Here is a 17,758-nt window from a genome sequence, read left to right on the forward strand (position 1 = left end):
TGTTAATAGAATTCGTTGTTTTGATTTTGGTAGGTTGATTCAATAACTTCTTTATCATCGGTGTTTGGTTTGTATTCATCCGGACAGATTAGATTAACATTGAAGTGCCCGGGTTTTTCAAACAGGTCTTCCTCGGTAACACCAGATTGAGGGTCGTTATAGGCCGGTTTCATATATTCCGCCCAAATGGGGAGTGCCATACTGGCTCCTTGTCCCTGTCGGATGTCATCAAAATGAATGTCCCGTTCTTCGCCACCGACCCAAATTCCCGTAACCAAATTCGGTGTTACACCAATAAACCAGCCATCCGAATTGTTTTGTGTAGTACCTGTCTTTCCTCCTATCTCGGCTTTAAAATGGTAGCGATATCTTAGTCTGTATCCAGTCCCTGTGTTAACAACACCTTCCAGAAGGTTAATCATCAAATAGGCATTGGATTCGTTGATGGCCTCTTTTCTTCTGGGACTGAAAGTTGATATTACGTTACTGTAGCGGTCTTCTATTCTTGTTACAAAAAGGGGTTCGGTGTGAACGCCTTTGTTGGCATAAGTGGCATAGGCGGCTACCATTTCCGAGAGGCCTATGTCAGGGGTTCCCAGGGCCAATGCCGGGACTGGGTCCATGGGACTTTTTATGCCCAATGTGTGTATCATGCGAACGACCGCTTCCGGGGTGTATTGCTTCATGATCCAGGCAGTCACATTATTGTTGCTTTGGGCTAACCCCCACTTCAGAGAAACCATTTCACCCTCTCTTTTTGAACCGTCGTTGCGGGGAGTCCAGGTTTGGCCTGTTGGCAAATAAAATGTTTGCGGAATATTGGGCACCATGTCGCATGGCGTTAATCCTTCCTGCATGGCCAATGTGTATACAAAGGGTTTGATAGTTGATCCGACCTGACGTTTGCCTAAAGTGGCCATGTCGTATTTGAAATGTTTGTAATTTGGCCCGCCAACGTAGGCTCTTACATAACCTGAATGCGGATCCATGGAAAACAGGCTGGCGCGTAAAAAGGATTTGTAATAATGAATGGAATCCAGTGGACTCATAATGGTATCCACTTCGCCGTGGTAGGAGAATACCCGCATTGAAACTGGTTTTTCAAAGGCTATTTTAATGGAATCTTCAGAGGTTCCCTGGCGTTTTAATATGCGGTAGCGATCCGTTTGACGAATGGCTCGGTTGATGATATTATCATAAGCCTCCTGTGAGAGATGGCGTGTAAACGGAGCCCGGCTGCGACCTTTCTTCTCTTTAAAGAATTGGGGCTGTAAATCCTGCCCCAGATGTTTGGTGACTGCTTTTTCGGCATAAGTTTGTAGATGCGAATCGATGGTGGTGTATATTTTTAAACCGTCGCGATAGATGTCGTATTTGGTGCCGTCCGCTTTTAGATTTTTGTTTACCCAGCCAAATAATGGGTCAGTATTCCAGGCGATGCTGTCTTCATAGAATTTTTGACTTTGCCACGATGCATAATTTTCCCGGACAGGTTGTTCCGCAGTAAGTGTCAGGCGCAGGTATTCTCTGAAATATGGTGCAAGGCCGCCAAGATGGCCGGCACGTTGAAACTCAAGCTGCAACGGCAGCGTTTTCAGGGAGTCATAGGTTTGTTTGGTTAGATATTTGGCCTTCATCATTTGGTGCAGAACAACGTTGCGTCGTTTTAAGGTTATTTCCGGCCGGCGTACTGGGTTGAACAAAGAAGGGTTCTTTAACATTCCTATAAGGACTGCTGCTTCCTCTGTTTTTAAATCAGATGGTGATTTGCCAAAAAATGTAGAGGCGGCTGATTTTATGCCGTAGGCATCGTAAATAAAAGGTGCTTTGTTTAAATACATCGTCAAAATTTCTTCTTTGGTGTAGCTGCGTTCAAGTTTGACGGCGATTACCCACTCTTTTAATTTTTGCAAAGCGCGTTCCATGACGTTGGTGGCCGGATCGTGAAAAAGTAGTTTGGCCAACTGTTGTGTGATGGTACTTCCGCCACCTGAGCTTTCTTCCTGAAGCAGGATCGTTACAAAAAGAACCCGCGCCAATCCTCTGGCGTCAATTCCCGAGTGGTCATGAAAACGAATATCTTCAGTGGCTATTAGTGCATTGATTACATTGGGCGATATTTCGCGATAATCCACGCGACTGCGGTTTTCACTGAAAAAGGTTCCAAGGACTTTGCCATCGGCTGCGAAAATTTCGGTGGCCAGCTGAGTCTGCGGATTTTCAAGCTCTTCGAAACTAGGCATAAAACCAAGCATCCCTGATGAGATAAGTGAAAACAGGATGACGACAAGTATCACTCCGGTGGCAAAAGTGCCATAAAGTGTAATAATGATTTTTTTCTTTAACGTTAAATTTTTCATCCGTAAAGATTTGTTTTTAAAGGTCGGCTGAAACACCTTGCTTGCTATTAACCATGGTATTTGTGTTGCCTTACAAACCGGGTTGTTTCATACGAAAAATAATTTGGGGATAAATGTACTAAATTTTGTGCCAGAATTTGCGTTGGCTATTATTTGGTGAATTTTTGGAGCGGAATGATATTTTTATTTTTTTCTTTTGATTATTTTATATCCGCCTAATCTACTGGCTTTATTTGTGTTAAAATGTAAAGTTTGGGGAAGAAGTTTTCAAACATATTATAGGGTCAGACATAATTTTATAAATTTGTTGCCTTTATTAAATGTTTTGTAGGTAGAAATTAATATACAATGGCGCAAAATCAAAGTAGTAGTGATGTCAATCTGGTGATTGTTGAGTCGCCGGCCAAAGCTAAAACCATAGAGAAGTTCCTTGGAAACAAATTTTTGGTAAAATCGAGCTATGGTCATATAAGGGATCTTCAAAAAAAGGATTTTGGCGTTGATATTTCCAATAATTATGAACCTCAGTATGAAGTGTCAGTCGACAAGAAGCAGGTGGTTAAGGAGTTGAAAGAGTTAGCCGCTAAAGCTTCTATTGTATGGCTTGCTTCTGATGAAGACCGTGAAGGAGAGGCTATAGCCTGGCATTTATATGAAGTTCTTAAGTTGACTCCAGAAAATACCAGACGTATTGTTTTCCATGAAATAACCAAAACGGCTATTTTACGAGCCATCGACAATCCGCGTCAAATAGATCTGAATTTGGTTGATGCTCAACAGGCAAGAAGGGTGCTTGATCGTTTGGTTGGTTTTGAACTATCGCCGGTATTATGGAAAAAAGTCAAGCCATCGCTTTCGGCGGGCCGTGTACAATCGGTTACGGTGCGTTTGCTGGTAGAGCGTGAGCGTGAGATTTTTGCATTTAAGGCTGAATCGGCCTTTCGTGTTACGGCTCGTTTTACGGTAAAACCAAAAGATGGTAAAGAGCATTTTATGGATGCGGAGCTTAATCATCGTTTTAAAACTGAGGATGAAACAGCCGAATTCTTAAGCCGCTGCAATAATGCTTCTTTTGTTGTGGATGAGGTTATTCGTAAGCCATTGACCAAATCGCCTGCAGCACCTTTTACCACATCGACCTTGCAGCAGGAAGCGGCTCGTAAGCTCGGCTTCTCTGTGGCGCAAACCATGTCTGTGGCGCAACGTTTGTATGAGGCCGGGAAAATAACATACATGCGTACCGATTCTGTAAATCTGGCTGAATCAGCTGTTAATATGGCGGTGGAGGCTATAAAAACTCAGATGGGTGACAGCTACGTAAAAGTGCGGAAATATAAAACCAAGAGTAAAGGTGCGCAGGAAGCTCACGAAGCAATACGTCCCACCTATCTGGATCAGCCTTCGGTCTCTGGTTCTTCTGCCGAACAACGACTTTACGATTTAATTTATAAAAGAACAATGGCCTCACAAATGAGTGATGCTAAAATTGAAAAGACAACCGTCTCTGTAAATGTTGCCGACTCTTCCTATAAATTTCAGGCAACGGGTGAGGTGGTGCTTTTTGATGGGTTTTTGAAAGTATATATGGAATCGTCTGATTTGGAAAAGGAGGACGAGGAACAGTCCGGATTTTTACCCCCTTTGCAGAAAAATGATTCCTTGATTTTATCAGCAGTGGAAGCCCGTGAACGCTGGACGCAGAAACCTGCTCGTTATTCAGAAGCAAGCCTTGTTCGTAAACTGGAAGAATTGGGCATTGGGCGTCCGTCAACCTACGCACCTACCATTAGCACGATTCAACAACGTGGTTATGTCGTGAAAGAAGATCGTCAGGGAACACCACGTGAGTATCGTTTTCTGTCTTTGAATGAAGGAAAGCTCATTCGTCAAATAAAAACAGAAAATTCAGGTGCTGAGCGGTCGAAGTTATTTCCCACGGATATAGGAATGGTGGTCAATGATTTTTTGGTGAGGTATTTCCCTGATGTTGTAAGTTTTGATTTTACGGCGAAGGTTGAAAAACAGTTTGACCAGATTGCAGAAGGAGAGCTTAATTGGACTAAATCAATAGATGCGTTTTATAAGCCATTTCATAATCAGGTTGTAGAAACACTGGAGGTGTCGGATCGAAATACCGGAGAGAGAATTTTGGGAACCGATCCTAAAACCGGGAAACCCGTTAGTGTTCGTATTGGCCGGTACGGGCCAATGGCGCAGCTTGGAGAGACTTCGGATGAGGGTGAAAAACCAACTTTTGCTTCTTTGACACGCGAACAGCATATTGAAACCATTACACTGGAGGAGGCCTTAAAATTATTTGAATTGCCTCGTGATTTGGGGCTTTACGAAGAGAAAAAAGTGGTCGTCGGTGTAGGTCGTTTTGGTCCTTACGTGCGGCACGATGGTAAATTTGTGTCGTTAAAAAAGGGGATAGATGATCCGATGGAGATAGACCTGAGTCGCGCCATAGAGCTTATTGAAGAAAAAAGAGAAAAAGACAATAAACGGATTATAAAAACGTTTGAAGAAGAACCGACGCTGCAAATTTTGAATGGGCGTTGGGGACCATTTATAAAGTTTGGAACTGATAACTTTAAGATACCCAAAGGTACCGAGGCCGATAAGCTAACGCTTGACGAATGTCTTAAAATAGTCTCTGAGAGCGATACGAAAGGGAAGAAAGGGGCTGCCAAAAGTAAAAGTACGACTAAAAAGAAAGCGACAACAAAAACAGCCTCAAAAGCCAAAGCAAAGCCCAAATCAAAAACGGCAACCAAAGTTGTTAAGAAAAAGAAGTGAGCATGATAAACCGTTATCTTGAACCATACATAAAGCAGCCTTTTAATTTAGTGGGTCTTCAAAAAGAAGAGACATTGGGTGATGAGGTGGCGTTTTTTGATGGGAGTGCTGACTGGTTTATGAATGTGAAGCCCAGGATGGTTCTTGTTGGCGTTGAGGAGTCAAGAAATGCTTTTGACAATAAATCATGTGATAAATCGCCGGCTGCTATTCGCCAATGGCTTTATTCCATGAGGGGTTTTGTTGATGGTTCTGTTATTTGTGATGCTGGTAATGTTAGAGGCAATAAAGTTATTGACCGGTATAGTGCTTTAAGGGAAGTGACTTCTTTTTTTTTAAAGAAAAAGGCCGTTGTTATTGTGCTTGGAGGATCACAGGAGCTGACAAGGTCATTGGTCGAAGCGTTGTCGCCCGAGCAACAAGAGTTATCATTAATGGTGGTCGATGCGATGGTGGATGCCGGCGAATCTGGGGATTTTTCATCACGAAGCTGGCTCAGCCCGGAGTTGCTTAGTTCTACTGACTCTCGAGTCAATTTGACTGTAGCCGGACTTCAGAATTTTTTGGTTTCGAATAAAGAGACTGATTTTTTGGCTGAACAGAATGCGGAGGTGTTAGGATTGGGTCAAATTCGTCGTGAGTTGATACAAAATATTGAAGTGCCTTTCAGGGATGCCGATTTAACCAGCATTGACTTTAGGGTTTTGGCAAACCAGCCTTTAATTGAAGGTGTGCTTTCGCCACAGGGACTTGATAATTACGATGCGTGCGCAATGTGTCGCTACGCCGGATTAAGTGATAGATTAAAAATATTTGGCCTTTTTGAAACACCTTTCCCGCAAAACAGAAAGGACGGCAATGGGTGGCTTGCGGCTCAGATGATATGGCATTTTATGGAAGGTGTTAACAATCGATTTTACGATTATCCTGTGGCATCGACTGATAGCTATCGGTCATATATGGTTGCTGTTGATGGGATTAATGAGCCTTTGAAGTTTTATCAGAATCCGATTAACGATCGATGGTGGGTTGTGGTTGGTGACAATAAGGGGGAAGAAAAGCTGGTGGCATGCGCCGCGAGCGATTACCAAAGAGCTTTGCAGAATGAATTGCCAGATAAATGGTGGCACTATTATGTTTGAAAATAAAAAATGAAACTATTTATTTTTTCAATGAAACTTTCTAATTGGAAAATTAGTATATGACTTCAGTTATTTCAATAAGTCAGGATAATATTACTAAAGGTCGTTTGTTCCCTTTTGTGTGGATTTTTTCCACAATAATTGAAAGGCTAACGGTGAAACACCGACTTTTTTATTTTTTATCCCGAGTTTGCCTGAATAGTTTTATTTTTTTTACGTTCTTTGGTATCAGTTCTGATCTTTTTGCTCAATATGAGCCGCAATTTAGTCAGAATATGTTTAACCCGCTGTTTGTAAATGCTGGTTATTCAGGTTATTCCGGTCGCGTAAATTCTGTATTGATTAACAGAACACAATGGGTCGGTTTGGAAGGGGCACCAAAAACAACGGTTGTTGGTGCTGATATGGCTCTCAATTTATTTCGAAACAGGGGAGGCGTTGGCTTGGTGATAATGAATGATGAGGTTGGATTATATAAGAATCTTACCATGCAGGCGTCGTTAGCTCAGCGTTATGATTTAGAAGTAGGCGAATTGGGAGTTGGTATTAATATGGGATTCGTGAATCAGGTTTTTGATGGCACAGGTGTTATTTTAAGAACCGCTTCGGGTGGTGACTATCATCAGGAAACAGATCCGGCGGTGACGAAAGAAGAAATGAATGGTACAGCGTTTGATATGGGTTTGGGAGCTTGGTTTTCAGCACCTGATTATTATATAGGAGCATCAATTTTACATTTATTTGCTCCAAAACCAAACTTTAAGGAAGAGTTTGACGTATATATCCCACGTTCTTTTTTTTTAACAGGAGGTTATTTTTTTCGTTTACTGGACAAACCTGTTGAATTTCAGCCTTCTACTTTCCTGAAGGTGAGCGAAGGGGCCTGGCAGCTTGATTTAAACGTAAATGTGCTGTTTCATAAGAAATATTGGGGAGGCCTTAGTTATCGAATTCAGGATGCCATTGTTTTGCTAGGTGGTGTAGAATTGGCAGGAGGAGTAAGGATCGGTTATAGTTACGATATTACGACTTCTAAGCTTGCTGGAGCTGGTAGTAACGGAAGTCATGAGATAATGGTGGGATATAGCTTTGATTTGGCTACAACCAAACGCGAAAAGCGATATAAGAGTGTTAGATTTTTATGATATTTAGGATATATGAGTTTTGTAACAGACAGTTTTAAGATTATTCGTAAATTATGAAGAATGTACTTGCCCTAAGTTTAGTTTTACTCACGGTATTAAGCGGGTGTGGTAAATCCGGTAATGGTGAGTTGGTCGGGGTTGGCCGTAGCGCTTCGTTTTATGAACCTGATCCTTTTGGAATGCTTTTTATTTCTCAGGGAAGTTTTACAATGGGTACTAACGACGAAGATATAACCAATTCTATGACGACGCAGACGAGGACCGTTTCTGTTCCTTCTTTTTGGATGGATGAAACAGAAATTACCAATAATGAATACCGTCAGTTTGTGTATTGGGTCCGAGATAGTATCGCACGCTCTATTTTGGGCGAACAATTTGAGGAGTTTTTGATTTCGGAGGACCAGTATGGTAATCCTATCGATCCCCCTTATCTGAATTGGGATGCCTCGCTGGAGTATGATAATGAAGAATACGCAGAGCTTTTGGATGAGATGTATCTTCCCGAGACCGAACGGTTTTTCCGACGCAAAGAGTTTGATACCCATAAACTCGTGTATGAGTATCAGTGGGTTGATTTGCAACAGGCCGCAAATAAAAATAATCGGTTCAATTTCGAAACCAACCGATATGAGGGAGAAGTTCATAATCAGTTTGGAGAGACTGTTGAATTGAATGATCGTTCAGCTTTCATTATGAAAGATAAAGTCAATGTATATCCAGATACTTTGGTTTGGATCTCAGACTTCACATACTCTTTTAACGAGCCGCTTACCGAAATGTATTTTTGGCATCCGGGATTTGATGAATATCCGGTTGTGGGAGTTACCTGGAAACAAGCATCGGCTTTCTGTATCTGGCGTTCCGAATTATTAAATAATTTTCTTAGTTCTAAAGGCCAACCTATTGTAATGAAATATCGATTGCCCAATGAAGCTGAATGGGAGTATGCTGCCAGAGGCGGACTCGATAATAACGTTTATCCTTGGGGTGGTTTATATACCAGAAATAATCAGGGCTGTTTCCTAGCCAATTTTAAACCTCTTAGAGGTCGATATGGCGATGATGGTGGTATGCGCACCATGAATGTTGGCTCTTTTTCGCCCAATGATTTTGGGCTCTATGATATGGCTGGGAATGTTGCTGAATGGACTTCCAGCGCCTTTGATGAAACAGCTTATGCTTTCATGCATGACTTAAGTCCTGATTACAAGTATAATGCATTACCGGGCGATCATCATGTTATGAAACGTAAAGTTATTAGGGGAGGCTCTTGGAAAGATGTTGGTTTCTTTCTGCAAAATAGCACCCGTACATACGAATATCAGGATTCTGCAAAATCATATGTAGGCTTTCGTTGTGTTCGTGATTATATTGGTAACTAGCCAAGAACTTATTCAACTTTCTAATCCAGATAATAATTATTCGACATGAGTGGAAGTGATTTTTTTCATAGCCCTGTCTACAAAAATGTTATGGCTAAGGTCTATGGCTTTGGAGCCGCTTTGGTTTTAGCAGGGGCGCTGTTTAAGATACAACATTACCCGGGAGCCGGTTTTATGCTTTTGGTTGGGATGGGTACTGAAATAGTAATTTTTATTTTCTCTGCTTTTGAACCGCCGCATGAAATACCAGATTGGAGTTTGGTATTCCCTGAGTTAGTGGGACTGGATCCTAAACCTAATAGCCGTGATCATGGTTCAGGTGGAGGGGGCAGCGATCTTCAGGCTCTTATCAGTAGTGGTCATCTGGATGAAGCGACTGTTGAAAAGCTTGGAGAGGGCTTGAAAAAACTTTCAAATACAGCTAATAGTTTGTCTAATCTGTCTGATGCAAGTATGGCTACTGACGCTTATTTGGAAAGTATGAAGTCGGCTTCTGACAGCATAGGTAATTTTTCAACTATTCAAAATAAACTGGGGCAATCTGCCCAGTCTTTGGGAAGTAGTTTTGAAAATACGGCAAAGGTCGTTTCTGAGAGTGGTACTAAACTTGCTAACGACCTTTCCGTTACCGGAGGAGGATTTGTTGATACGATAAAAACCAGTGGGGAGCAGTTGGTGAATGCCTATCAGTCGTTTGGCGAGACCATGAAATTGCAACTTGAAAATGTATCCGTCAATGGAACAAAATATACCGAAGGTCTGGCATTAACCAATGAGAAGTTATCATCGATTAATGCTGCTTACGAACTTCAACTGAATAGTATTACCCAGCAGGTTGAGGCTTCTCAGCAATTGTCAAAAAGTCTTGGTGATATAAGTGACCAACTTAATCTTTCTGTTAATGATACGGCTCTTTACAAACAAGAAGTTGCCAATTTGTCAAAAACACTGGGAGAGTTGAACACCATATATGGCAATATGTTGAGTGCCATGAGTGTGGGTAATAAATAATTGTAACCTAAACAGTAACACAAAATAGCTTATGTCTGGTGGTAACTGCCCTGAAACGCCGAGGCAAAAGATGATCGGGATGATGTATCTTTTCCTGACTGCAATGCTTGCTTTAAACGTTTCTGGTGAATTATTGAATGCTTTCCAGTTGGTGGATCGTAGTATTTTGCAGGCCAAAGAATCGGTGGAGGCTAAAAATAAGTCAATTTATGCCGATTTTGAAAGTGCCTATGCAATGAATGAGACCAAAGTAGGAGATAATTATCGGCACAGTATGAAAATACGTGAGGCTGCTGATAGTTTGGTTAAGCATATGCAGGATTTAAAGGAGTTATTTGTTCTGAAGGCCGATGGTCCGGAATTTAATCTTAATAATTATCCTTCAAAAGCTAATCAGGATATAGCGGCGCAGGTTATGATTACCGAGAAGGGGGGCGAACGGAGCAAAGAATTAAAGCGTCGTATTAATGAATACAGAGAACTGCTGAAAAGTTACATTGATAAAAAGGATACTGGTATTATTCATAATTTGGATGTAATTTTTGATACCGAAGATGGTGAAATGAAAGATAATGTGGCTGTACCCTGGGAAAGTGTTAAATTTGAGCATTTACCTTTAGCTGCCTCAATGGCACTTTTAAGCCAGATTCAGGCGGATGTGCGAAATATGGAGTCAGACGTTGTTCGGTATCTTTATACTAAGATTGATGAAAGTTCTTTTAAATTTAATTCGGTCGAAGCTATCGTAATTCCTCGCTCTGATTATGTAATCAGAGGAAATGAGTATTATGCAGAAATCATGATGGCTGCGCGAGATACCACGCAACCGCCTATTGTAACGGTTGGTGGAAAAGCTTTAACCGTAGAACGGGGACGTGGTGTATTACAGATCCCTGCCAGCAGTGTAGGCCGAAAAACATGGTCGGGTGAAATTGCTGTTATGCGCCCTGATGGAACTTATGACCGACGCGAGGTTTCTGGAAGTTATATTGTGGCTCAACCTAATGTGGTTATTTCGCCAACTAAAATGAATGTTTTTTATGAAGGAGTAGATAATCCGGTTGAGATTTCTGCCCCAGGAATTCCATCCGAGAATTTGAATATTCGTATTACGAATGCGAAATTGGTTAAGAAGGGTGCTGATTATGTTGTACGTCCAAATACATCAACCGCAGGAAGAAAGGCTATAATCACAGTCACTGCCAAGGAAGATGGTAAGACACAAAATCTCGGAAAAAAAGAATTTAGAATAAAGAGAGTGCCTGATCCCGTGGCCAAAATTAATAATCAACGGGATGGTAAAATTGCAAAGGCTTCATTACTGGCTCAATTAGGGGTAATGGCTGATATGGAAAATTTCGAATTTGATCTAAAATTTCGCATTGTTGGTTTTAATGTTTCTACAATTGTGAATGGGTATTTAAATGAGTTTCCATCGAAAAACAGCTTTTTTACCGAGGATCAAAAAAATTTAATGAAAAGAACTGCCAGAGGACAAAAAGTATTTGTAACAGATATTCAGGCTCAGGGGCCTGATGGTCGATTACGTTCTTTAGGTTCAATTACACTGGTAGTGGATTAGTGATGTTCAGATAATGATTTAAAGTATAAGACAATGAGAAAACAAATTTTCCTGATTTTTTTACTTCTGGGCTTAGGTTTTGTTTCGGCCACTGCTCAAGAGAGTATATTAGCCGACCGGCCGTTGGATAATATTTTTGAAAAAGAACACATCGCTAATAAGCGACCTATACCATATCCTTCATTGAGGGAAGCAGATATTGTTTGGTCTAAGCGTATTTGGCGTATTATTGATTTACGTGAAAAAATTAATTTGCCACTCTATTATCCTACTGATTTTCGCGACGACAGATTTAGTCTTATAGGTTTGTTGCTTCATGGTATTCAGCATGAAGGATTGCCCGCTTATGCTTCCACCGATGATGAATTTAAGGTGATGATGGGACTGGATGACGTAAATCAGGCAATGGGTGCTACCACTGAAACTCAGGAAGTTGTTAATCCTGAAACAGGCGAAATTCAGACCATGACAGTTCAGCGTGATGTTCGTGTTGACGAAGTGAAACAGATAATGGTTAAAGAGGTCTGGTATTTTGATAAGAATTATTCTCGTATGGATGTTCGTATCCTTGGTATTTGTCCTATTCGCGAATATGTGAACCAAAGTGGAGAAGTGGTGAAACGACAGACATTCTGGATTTATTATCCGGAGGCGCGTGATTTGCTAGCACGTTATGAAGTGTTCAATACCACTAATGATGCGCAGCGTCGTTCGTTTGATGATATCTTTATTAAGCGTTATTTTGGAAGTTATATAACTCAGGAATCTAACGTTTATAATAATCGGCCTATTGAGAATTATGCGGTTGGTATTGATGCCGCCTTAGAAGCTGAACGTGTGAAAAATGAGATTTTTAATTTTGAACAGGATTTGTGGCAGTATTAACTGAAAATAGTTTTCTCTTGTTATAATTTAAAAGCCGGAATATCTTATTCCGGCTTTTTTGATATTATTGGTACATTGCATATGTTGACTTAGAGATGGAAGTCCCCGTATTCTGTTTTTATGTCGGTTGTAAATTGTTTAATTTGTTGTTCGTTATCTTTTGGGCAGATTAGAAGTTCTGTGCCAGAGTCAACAACGATGTAATTTTCCAATCCTTTAATGATGGCAATTTTATCTTTGGGGACATTTACAATGCTTTTTTTTGTGTCATATAACAGCACTTTACCATTGATAACAGCATTATCATTAATATCCTGAGCTGAATATTCGTAAAGAGAAGACCAGGTCCCCAAATCGGACCAACCAAAATTTACGGTTTGAACATATACGTTACTGGCTTTTTCCATTATGCCATAATCGATAGATATATTTTTGCACTCGGTATAGGTTTGTGTAAGCGTTTCCTGCTCGATGCTTGAGCCTATTTTGTCATCCAGGTTTCTGAATAATTGTTGAATATCCGGAAGATGTTTTTCAAATGCCTGGTCTATGGCGGTCAATGTCCAGATGAATATCCCGCTGTTCCAAAAAAATTCACCACTTTCAAAAAATACTTTGGCCAGTTCTGCGTTTGGTTTTTCGGTAAAGGTTTTAACTTTTTTGAAGGCTGGGGTTTCTGCTTTTGATTTGCCAATCTGGATATAGCCATAGCCTGTTTCTGGTCGGTGAGGTTTAATTCCCAGAGTTAAAAGAGACTCGTTTTGGTTGGTGAATTTAATACCTTGCTCTATTGATTGAATAAATGCATCTTCGTTAATAATAAGGTGGTCGGCCGGAGTTACAATGATATTCGCATTTTTTTCACGTGTCCTGATATACGCATTGGCATAGGCAATGCAAGGAGCTGTATTCCGCCTGAAGGGCTCTTGTAGTACCTGCGCCTCGGTTAGTTCAGGGATTTCTTTTAAGACTAGATCTTTATAATCAGAACTCGTTACAATTAAAAAGTTCTCTTTGGGGCAGACAGGGAGAAAGCGTTCATATGTCTGTCGTATTAAACTTTTTCCCATACCCAGTATATCTAAAAATTGTTTGGGTGTTGAACTTTTACTCAGTGGCCAGAACCGACTACCTATTCCGCCAGCCATAATAATACAATATGTGTTGTTGTTCATTATCAATAGTTTATTTGTTATGTGTTTAAGGCTATTAATTTACTAATTTACTTTAAATTACAAAAGTGTTGACTTTTTCTTTATTACGGAAATTCTGTCGTTTATTTCGATGCATAAGGATTCCTTTTTTTAGTCGTTTTTCGTTTTTAGCCCCGATAAATGTTCGTATTTTTAACCTGTTATTAAGTCGAGGTCAATTGGTAGGTTTAATATCTTTAGGTTAGTATTTTAAATATTTAAATATATTTTCATGAATTTCCTCTTTCATTTGGGTCGTTATGCTATTTTTCTGGGCAAGGTTTTTTCGCGACCAATAAAACACCGTCTTTTTTTTAAACAGGTTGTTAATGAGATGGATGAACTGGGGATTAGCTCTGTTGGTATTGTCGTGATCATTTCTTTTTTTATGGGGGCTGTAATAACCCTTCAGCTTGGCTACAATCTTGAGCTGCCACTAATCCCCAAGTATACATTAGGAGTTGGGGCACGCGATGTTATGTTACTTGAATTTTCCAGTACAATGGTTGCGCTTATTCTTGCGGGGAAGGTGGGTTCGCACATCGCATCTCACATAGGAACGATGCGGGTGACTGAACAGATTGATGTTTTGGATGTGATGGGAATTAATTCGGCAGGCTATCTCGTCTTGCCTAAAGTGTTGGGATTAATGCTGACGATGCCTTTTTTGGTTTTAATAAGTATGGGGGTTGGCATTTTCGGCGGTTGGTTGGCCGGAACTGCTACCGGGGTGGTTTCTTCCAATGATTTTGTTTATGGTTTACAATATGCTTTTGTCCCCTTTTATATTACCTATGCGTTGATTAAGTCTACTGTTTTTGCTTTTATTATCACTACGATCTCTGGTTATTGGGGTTATTTTACCAATGGAGGATCACTTGAAGTTGGATTAAGCAGTACGCGGGCGGTCGTTGTTAGTAGCATTCAAATATTGGTCTTTAATCTTGTTCTTACTCAATTAATGTTGGCATGATCGAAGTTATTAATCTTAATAAGTCTTTTGAAGGAAATCATGTATTGAAAAATATCAGTGCTACCTTTCAGAAGGGTAAGACTAATTTGATAATTGGTCAGAGTGGTTCTGGTAAAACAGTATTGTTAAAATCGTTGGTGGGATTACATGTGCCCGAGAGTGGAGAAATCAAATACGATGACCGCAATTTTTTGACGATGTCCTCGGATAAGAAAAAGCAAATCCGGCAGGAAATGGGAATGTTGTTTCAGGGAGCTGCTCTTTTTGATTCTATGACGGTTGAAGATAATGTCCGTTTCCCTCTGGATATCTTTACTAATATGACATTTGAAGAGAGGCGGGAGAGGGCTTGTTTTTGTCTTAAACGGGTGAACCTTGATAATGCAAACCATTTGATGCCTTCTGAAATTAGTGGTGGTATGCAAAAGCGTGTGGCTATTGCCCGGGCAATAGCGCTTAATCCCAAGTATTTGTTTTGTGATGAGCCCAATTCAGGGTTGGACCCGCGTACTTCCATTGTTATTGACGAATTAATAAAGGAAATTACTGAAGAGTATAATATTACCACTATTATTAATACGCATGACATGAATTCGGTTATGGGTATTGGTGAGCAGATTATTTTTATTTTTAAAGGTGAAAAATACTGGGAGGGAACTAAGGAAGATATTTTTTATAGTGAAAATAAAGAATTGAATGATTTTATTTTTGCGTCTCCGCTTTTCCGAAAAGTGAGAGAGAATATGAAGAGATAACTTGTGTTTGAAAATAAAGAAAGGCCGGATTAAACATTTAATCCGGCCTTTCTTTTCTATTTTTTAGGATAAGGAACGACCATCGTGGTTCTTAATGGGTATAAAGAATCTTTACAGCCTTCTGCAATTATTTTAGCCTTGGCAGATTTTAGTTGCGATGTTGCCGGAACACTTCCTGTGGTAATAAGGCTAATAGCGATGTCGAGAAATTGTTCCTCAGGATCTCCCAGTGGGGCATTGTAATATATATCATCCGCTTCGTAGTCGGCAGGCAAACCTTCAGAATAGTTGATGCTATTCGTTTTGTTTTCTGACCGTAGTACGATCGGTTGAATACCCCAGTTGTGTCTTTTTTCTTCGTCATATAGTGTGATCGAAGCATAATATTTACCGTGAGTGGTATTTCCTATTTGTATGATATCCATATATGGTTCCAAGCCATAGATGATCATTTCACTGGCGGACGCCGTCCCTTCGGTTGTTAATACATATAATTTGTTTAGGTTTAGATTTGCTTCATGTGCGTATAATTTCACTGTTTCATTATACTCAGTCAGATTGGAATTCCATTTTTCATTAATAAAAATATCGTTAATGGCCGAAGATGGGGCAATTAAACTGGCCATTAATACGGCTGTGTTTACCGATCCGCCTCCATTGTACCGGAGGTCTAGTACCAACTCGTCGATATTTTGGGATTTAAATCCGGTAAAAACGTCTACCAACTGATCATCGTAGTTCGAAATGAATGAGGTGTAGGCCAGATAACCTATTTTTGTGCCACCAATCTCCAGAATGGTATCTTTTACAATTGGATTTGTATTTATCTCTCTGGCTATAAGATTTACCGTTGGAGTCAACTCCACAACAGTGCTATTGGCAATACTACCTAAGGTTATTTCCATGGTTTCGCGATTCAGTAACTCCTGGTAGTTGTCAAAATTGATGATTTGTCCGTCAATTCGAACAATCATATCTCCTCTTTCCAGTCCTGCTTCGCTGGCTGGCGTATCTGAATAGACATATTCCACAACAGCCACCAGTTGCTCTGAATCTGAATTTAAATAGTATAATTGAATGGAATATCCCATGCTTTTTGTGATACCCTGAAAATAATTCAATAGTTCATCAATATCATCAGTTATAAACGACCAACGGTCTTCAGGGCTTTTAAGTAATTTATTGAAATATTCTTTGGAATCGGGTTCTGTTTCTATATTGATAGCCGGCATATCTTCGGTCCAATAATAGGCTAAATCCATATAGTTCCAGATCCATTGATTGATAGAAACCGTTTCTGCGTCTACAAAGCTTTTGTTGGCGGTTAAATCTAGTGTTATTTCTTTTTGTTCCTCACGGGATATTGTTATTGTTTGATTTGCTGATAAATACATCTCGTCATCTGTTCCGTCTGTGTACAAGGATTTTTCTTCGTTGGTCAGTATTCTTTTGGCTGAAACGGTATATGTACCTGCTTCCAAAGGTCCAAACTCCACCTTGTTGTTGTCGGTAAGTGTAAAATTGTTTTGTTCTCCCGTATCTTTTTTTAGTTGAACAACCGTATTTGAGATATTAATATTTTCGCTGTAATCGCTATTGATCTGTACAGTTACTAATATTGAAGATTGGAATTGTTCTGGATCATCATCTTCGCAGCTAATGAAAAAGATGCTTAACATCAAAAAAAATGAAATTAGTCGTAGATAGGTTATTTTCATGAGTAAAGATTTATGTGTTTTAATTTCGATAGATTTATTAAATAGACTAAGCACGAAATAGTGTTTGCCCTTACTTTAAATATTTTCGAAGCTTGATAAATATTAGTTTACTGTCGTAAATGATCAAATGCGACAGTAACGGAAAAATGGCTTTTTTTACTTATTCTGCCACATGATACGAGTCATTAAATGAATTTAGTATTGTTTGCAGTCAATAAAAATACGTAATAAATTGATATTTTTCATCGCATAGGTATGTATATTATAATAAAAATTGAGGGCATTCATGGGTTATTTTGAATGTAAAGACTTTTAATGTTTGACCGATTGGTCGTTTTTGGACAAAAAAAAACAGCTCTTGTTGTTTTCTTATAGTCTGAGACACAACCAGGTCACTATTTTTAACAAAAAAGAATACGCATAAGTTTGGAAAGGGGGAAAAAAAGCTGTTGTTTTGCAGCCGCTTTCCGAACGAGGGGTAGCTTTACAAAAGGGTTTAGGAGTTGTATTTTTACTGTTATAAAAGGCGGTATCAGTACAAAAAACAGATTCTGAAGTATGACAAAAGATAATGAAAAGAAAGATTTCGAATTTTTGAAAAAAAGATTTGGAATTGAGAAATAAAAAGCGTTATCTTTGCAGCCGCTTTCCGAACGAGGGGGCAGCTTTACAAAGGGTTTAGAAAAGAAACTTTTAGTGTTTTATGAAATGTTAGAAGTTTTAGATTTAATCTTGAAAGTAAGACAAAAGGTAATGAAAAAAAAGATTTCAAATTTTGAAAAAAAGATTTGGAATAAAGGAATAAAAAGCGTT

12 protein-coding genes are annotated in these 17,758 nt (G+C 39.6%); 9 read left to right on the forward strand and 3 right to left on the reverse strand.

Translation table 11 applies throughout. The features are described from left to right. Window positions 1–2: 2 nt before the first annotated feature. The gene (locus tag ACT3CD_RS09600; RefSeq protein ID WP_444645175.1) at window positions 3–2,360 is read right to left on the reverse strand and encodes a penicillin-binding protein 1A; all 2,358 of its coding nucleotides are present in this window, start codon (window positions 2,358–2,360) and stop codon (window positions 3–5) included. Window positions 2,361–2,708: 348 nt separating this feature from the next. Here ACT3CD_RS09600 and topA point away from each other — a divergent pair, with 348 nt between their 5' ends. From topA to porN, 7 genes are read left to right on the forward strand one after another with little or no spacing between them, the layout of a single operon-like run. Next, window positions 2,709–5,159: a type I DNA topoisomerase gene (topA, locus tag ACT3CD_RS09605; RefSeq protein ID WP_444645177.1), complete on the forward strand. Its 2,451-nt coding sequence runs from the start codon at window positions 2,709–2,711 to the stop codon at window positions 5,157–5,159. A gap of 2 nt (window positions 5,160–5,161) precedes the next feature. Continuing rightward, on the forward strand, window positions 5,162–6,301 hold the full coding sequence (locus ACT3CD_RS09610) for an arginase family protein (protein WP_444645179.1): 1,140 nt from the start codon (window positions 5,162–5,164) through the stop codon (window positions 6,299–6,301). A gap of 59 nt (window positions 6,302–6,360) precedes the next feature. Then, window positions 6,361–7,446 (forward strand): PorP/SprF family type IX secretion system membrane protein, encoded by a 1,086-nt coding sequence (locus tag ACT3CD_RS09615; RefSeq protein WP_444645181.1) that lies wholly within the window; start codon window positions 6,361–6,363, stop codon window positions 7,444–7,446. 53 nt (window positions 7,447–7,499) lie between these two features. Further along, the gene (porK, locus tag ACT3CD_RS09620; RefSeq protein WP_444645182.1) at window positions 7,500–8,828 is read left to right on the forward strand and encodes a type IX secretion system lipoprotein PorK/GldK; all 1,329 of its coding nucleotides are present in this window, start codon (window positions 7,500–7,502) and stop codon (window positions 8,826–8,828) included. A gap of 45 nt (window positions 8,829–8,873) precedes the next feature. Continuing rightward, complete coding sequence (gene porL, locus ACT3CD_RS09625) at window positions 8,874–9,839, forward strand: type IX secretion system motor protein PorL/GldL (RefSeq protein WP_444645184.1); 966 nt, start codon at window positions 8,874–8,876, stop codon at window positions 9,837–9,839. A 31-nt stretch (window positions 9,840–9,870) separates the two neighbouring features. Further along, window positions 9,871–11,421, forward strand: coding sequence for a type IX secretion system motor protein PorM/GldM (porM, locus tag ACT3CD_RS09630; RefSeq protein ID WP_444645186.1), 1,551 nt, complete (start codon window positions 9,871–9,873; stop codon window positions 11,419–11,421). A gap of 33 nt (window positions 11,422–11,454) precedes the next feature. After that, on the forward strand, window positions 11,455–12,306 hold the full coding sequence (gene porN, locus ACT3CD_RS09635) for a type IX secretion system ring protein PorN/GldN (protein ID WP_444645188.1): 852 nt from the start codon (window positions 11,455–11,457) through the stop codon (window positions 12,304–12,306). 89 nt (window positions 12,307–12,395) lie between these two features. Here porN and ACT3CD_RS09640 read toward each other — a convergent pair whose 3' ends face one another. Further along, window positions 12,396–13,481, reverse strand: a complete 1,086-nt coding sequence (locus tag ACT3CD_RS09640) for a mannose-1-phosphate guanylyltransferase (protein ID WP_444645190.1) — start codon at window positions 13,479–13,481, stop codon at window positions 12,396–12,398. Window positions 13,482–13,731: 250 nt separating this feature from the next. Here ACT3CD_RS09640 and ACT3CD_RS09645 point away from each other — a divergent pair, with 250 nt between their 5' ends. Together ACT3CD_RS09645 and ACT3CD_RS09650 are read left to right on the forward strand one after the other, a co-directional pair. After that, window positions 13,732–14,472, forward strand: coding sequence for an MlaE family ABC transporter permease (locus tag ACT3CD_RS09645; protein ID WP_444645192.1), 741 nt, complete (start codon window positions 13,732–13,734; stop codon window positions 14,470–14,472). Further along, on the forward strand, window positions 14,469–15,227 hold the full coding sequence (locus ACT3CD_RS09650) for an ABC transporter ATP-binding protein (RefSeq protein WP_444645194.1): 759 nt from the start codon (window positions 14,469–14,471) through the stop codon (window positions 15,225–15,227). Before ACT3CD_RS09645 ends, ACT3CD_RS09650 begins: the two co-directional genes overlap by 4 nt. Window positions 15,228–15,283: 56 nt before the next feature. Here the strand turns inward: ACT3CD_RS09650 and ACT3CD_RS09655 are convergent, their stop codons facing one another. Further along, window positions 15,284–16,945 carry a S41 family peptidase gene (locus tag ACT3CD_RS09655; protein WP_444645196.1) on the reverse strand — a complete coding sequence of 554 codons (1,662 nt, stop codon included), beginning with the start codon at window positions 16,943–16,945 and terminating at the stop codon, window positions 15,284–15,286. Between the last annotated feature and the right edge of the window lie 813 nt (window positions 16,946–17,758).

It is taken from the genome of Geofilum sp. OHC36d9 (genome assembly GCF_052400685.1).
Taxonomy (GTDB): Bacteria; Bacteroidota; Bacteroidia; order Bacteroidales; family Marinilabiliaceae; genus CAZHHH01.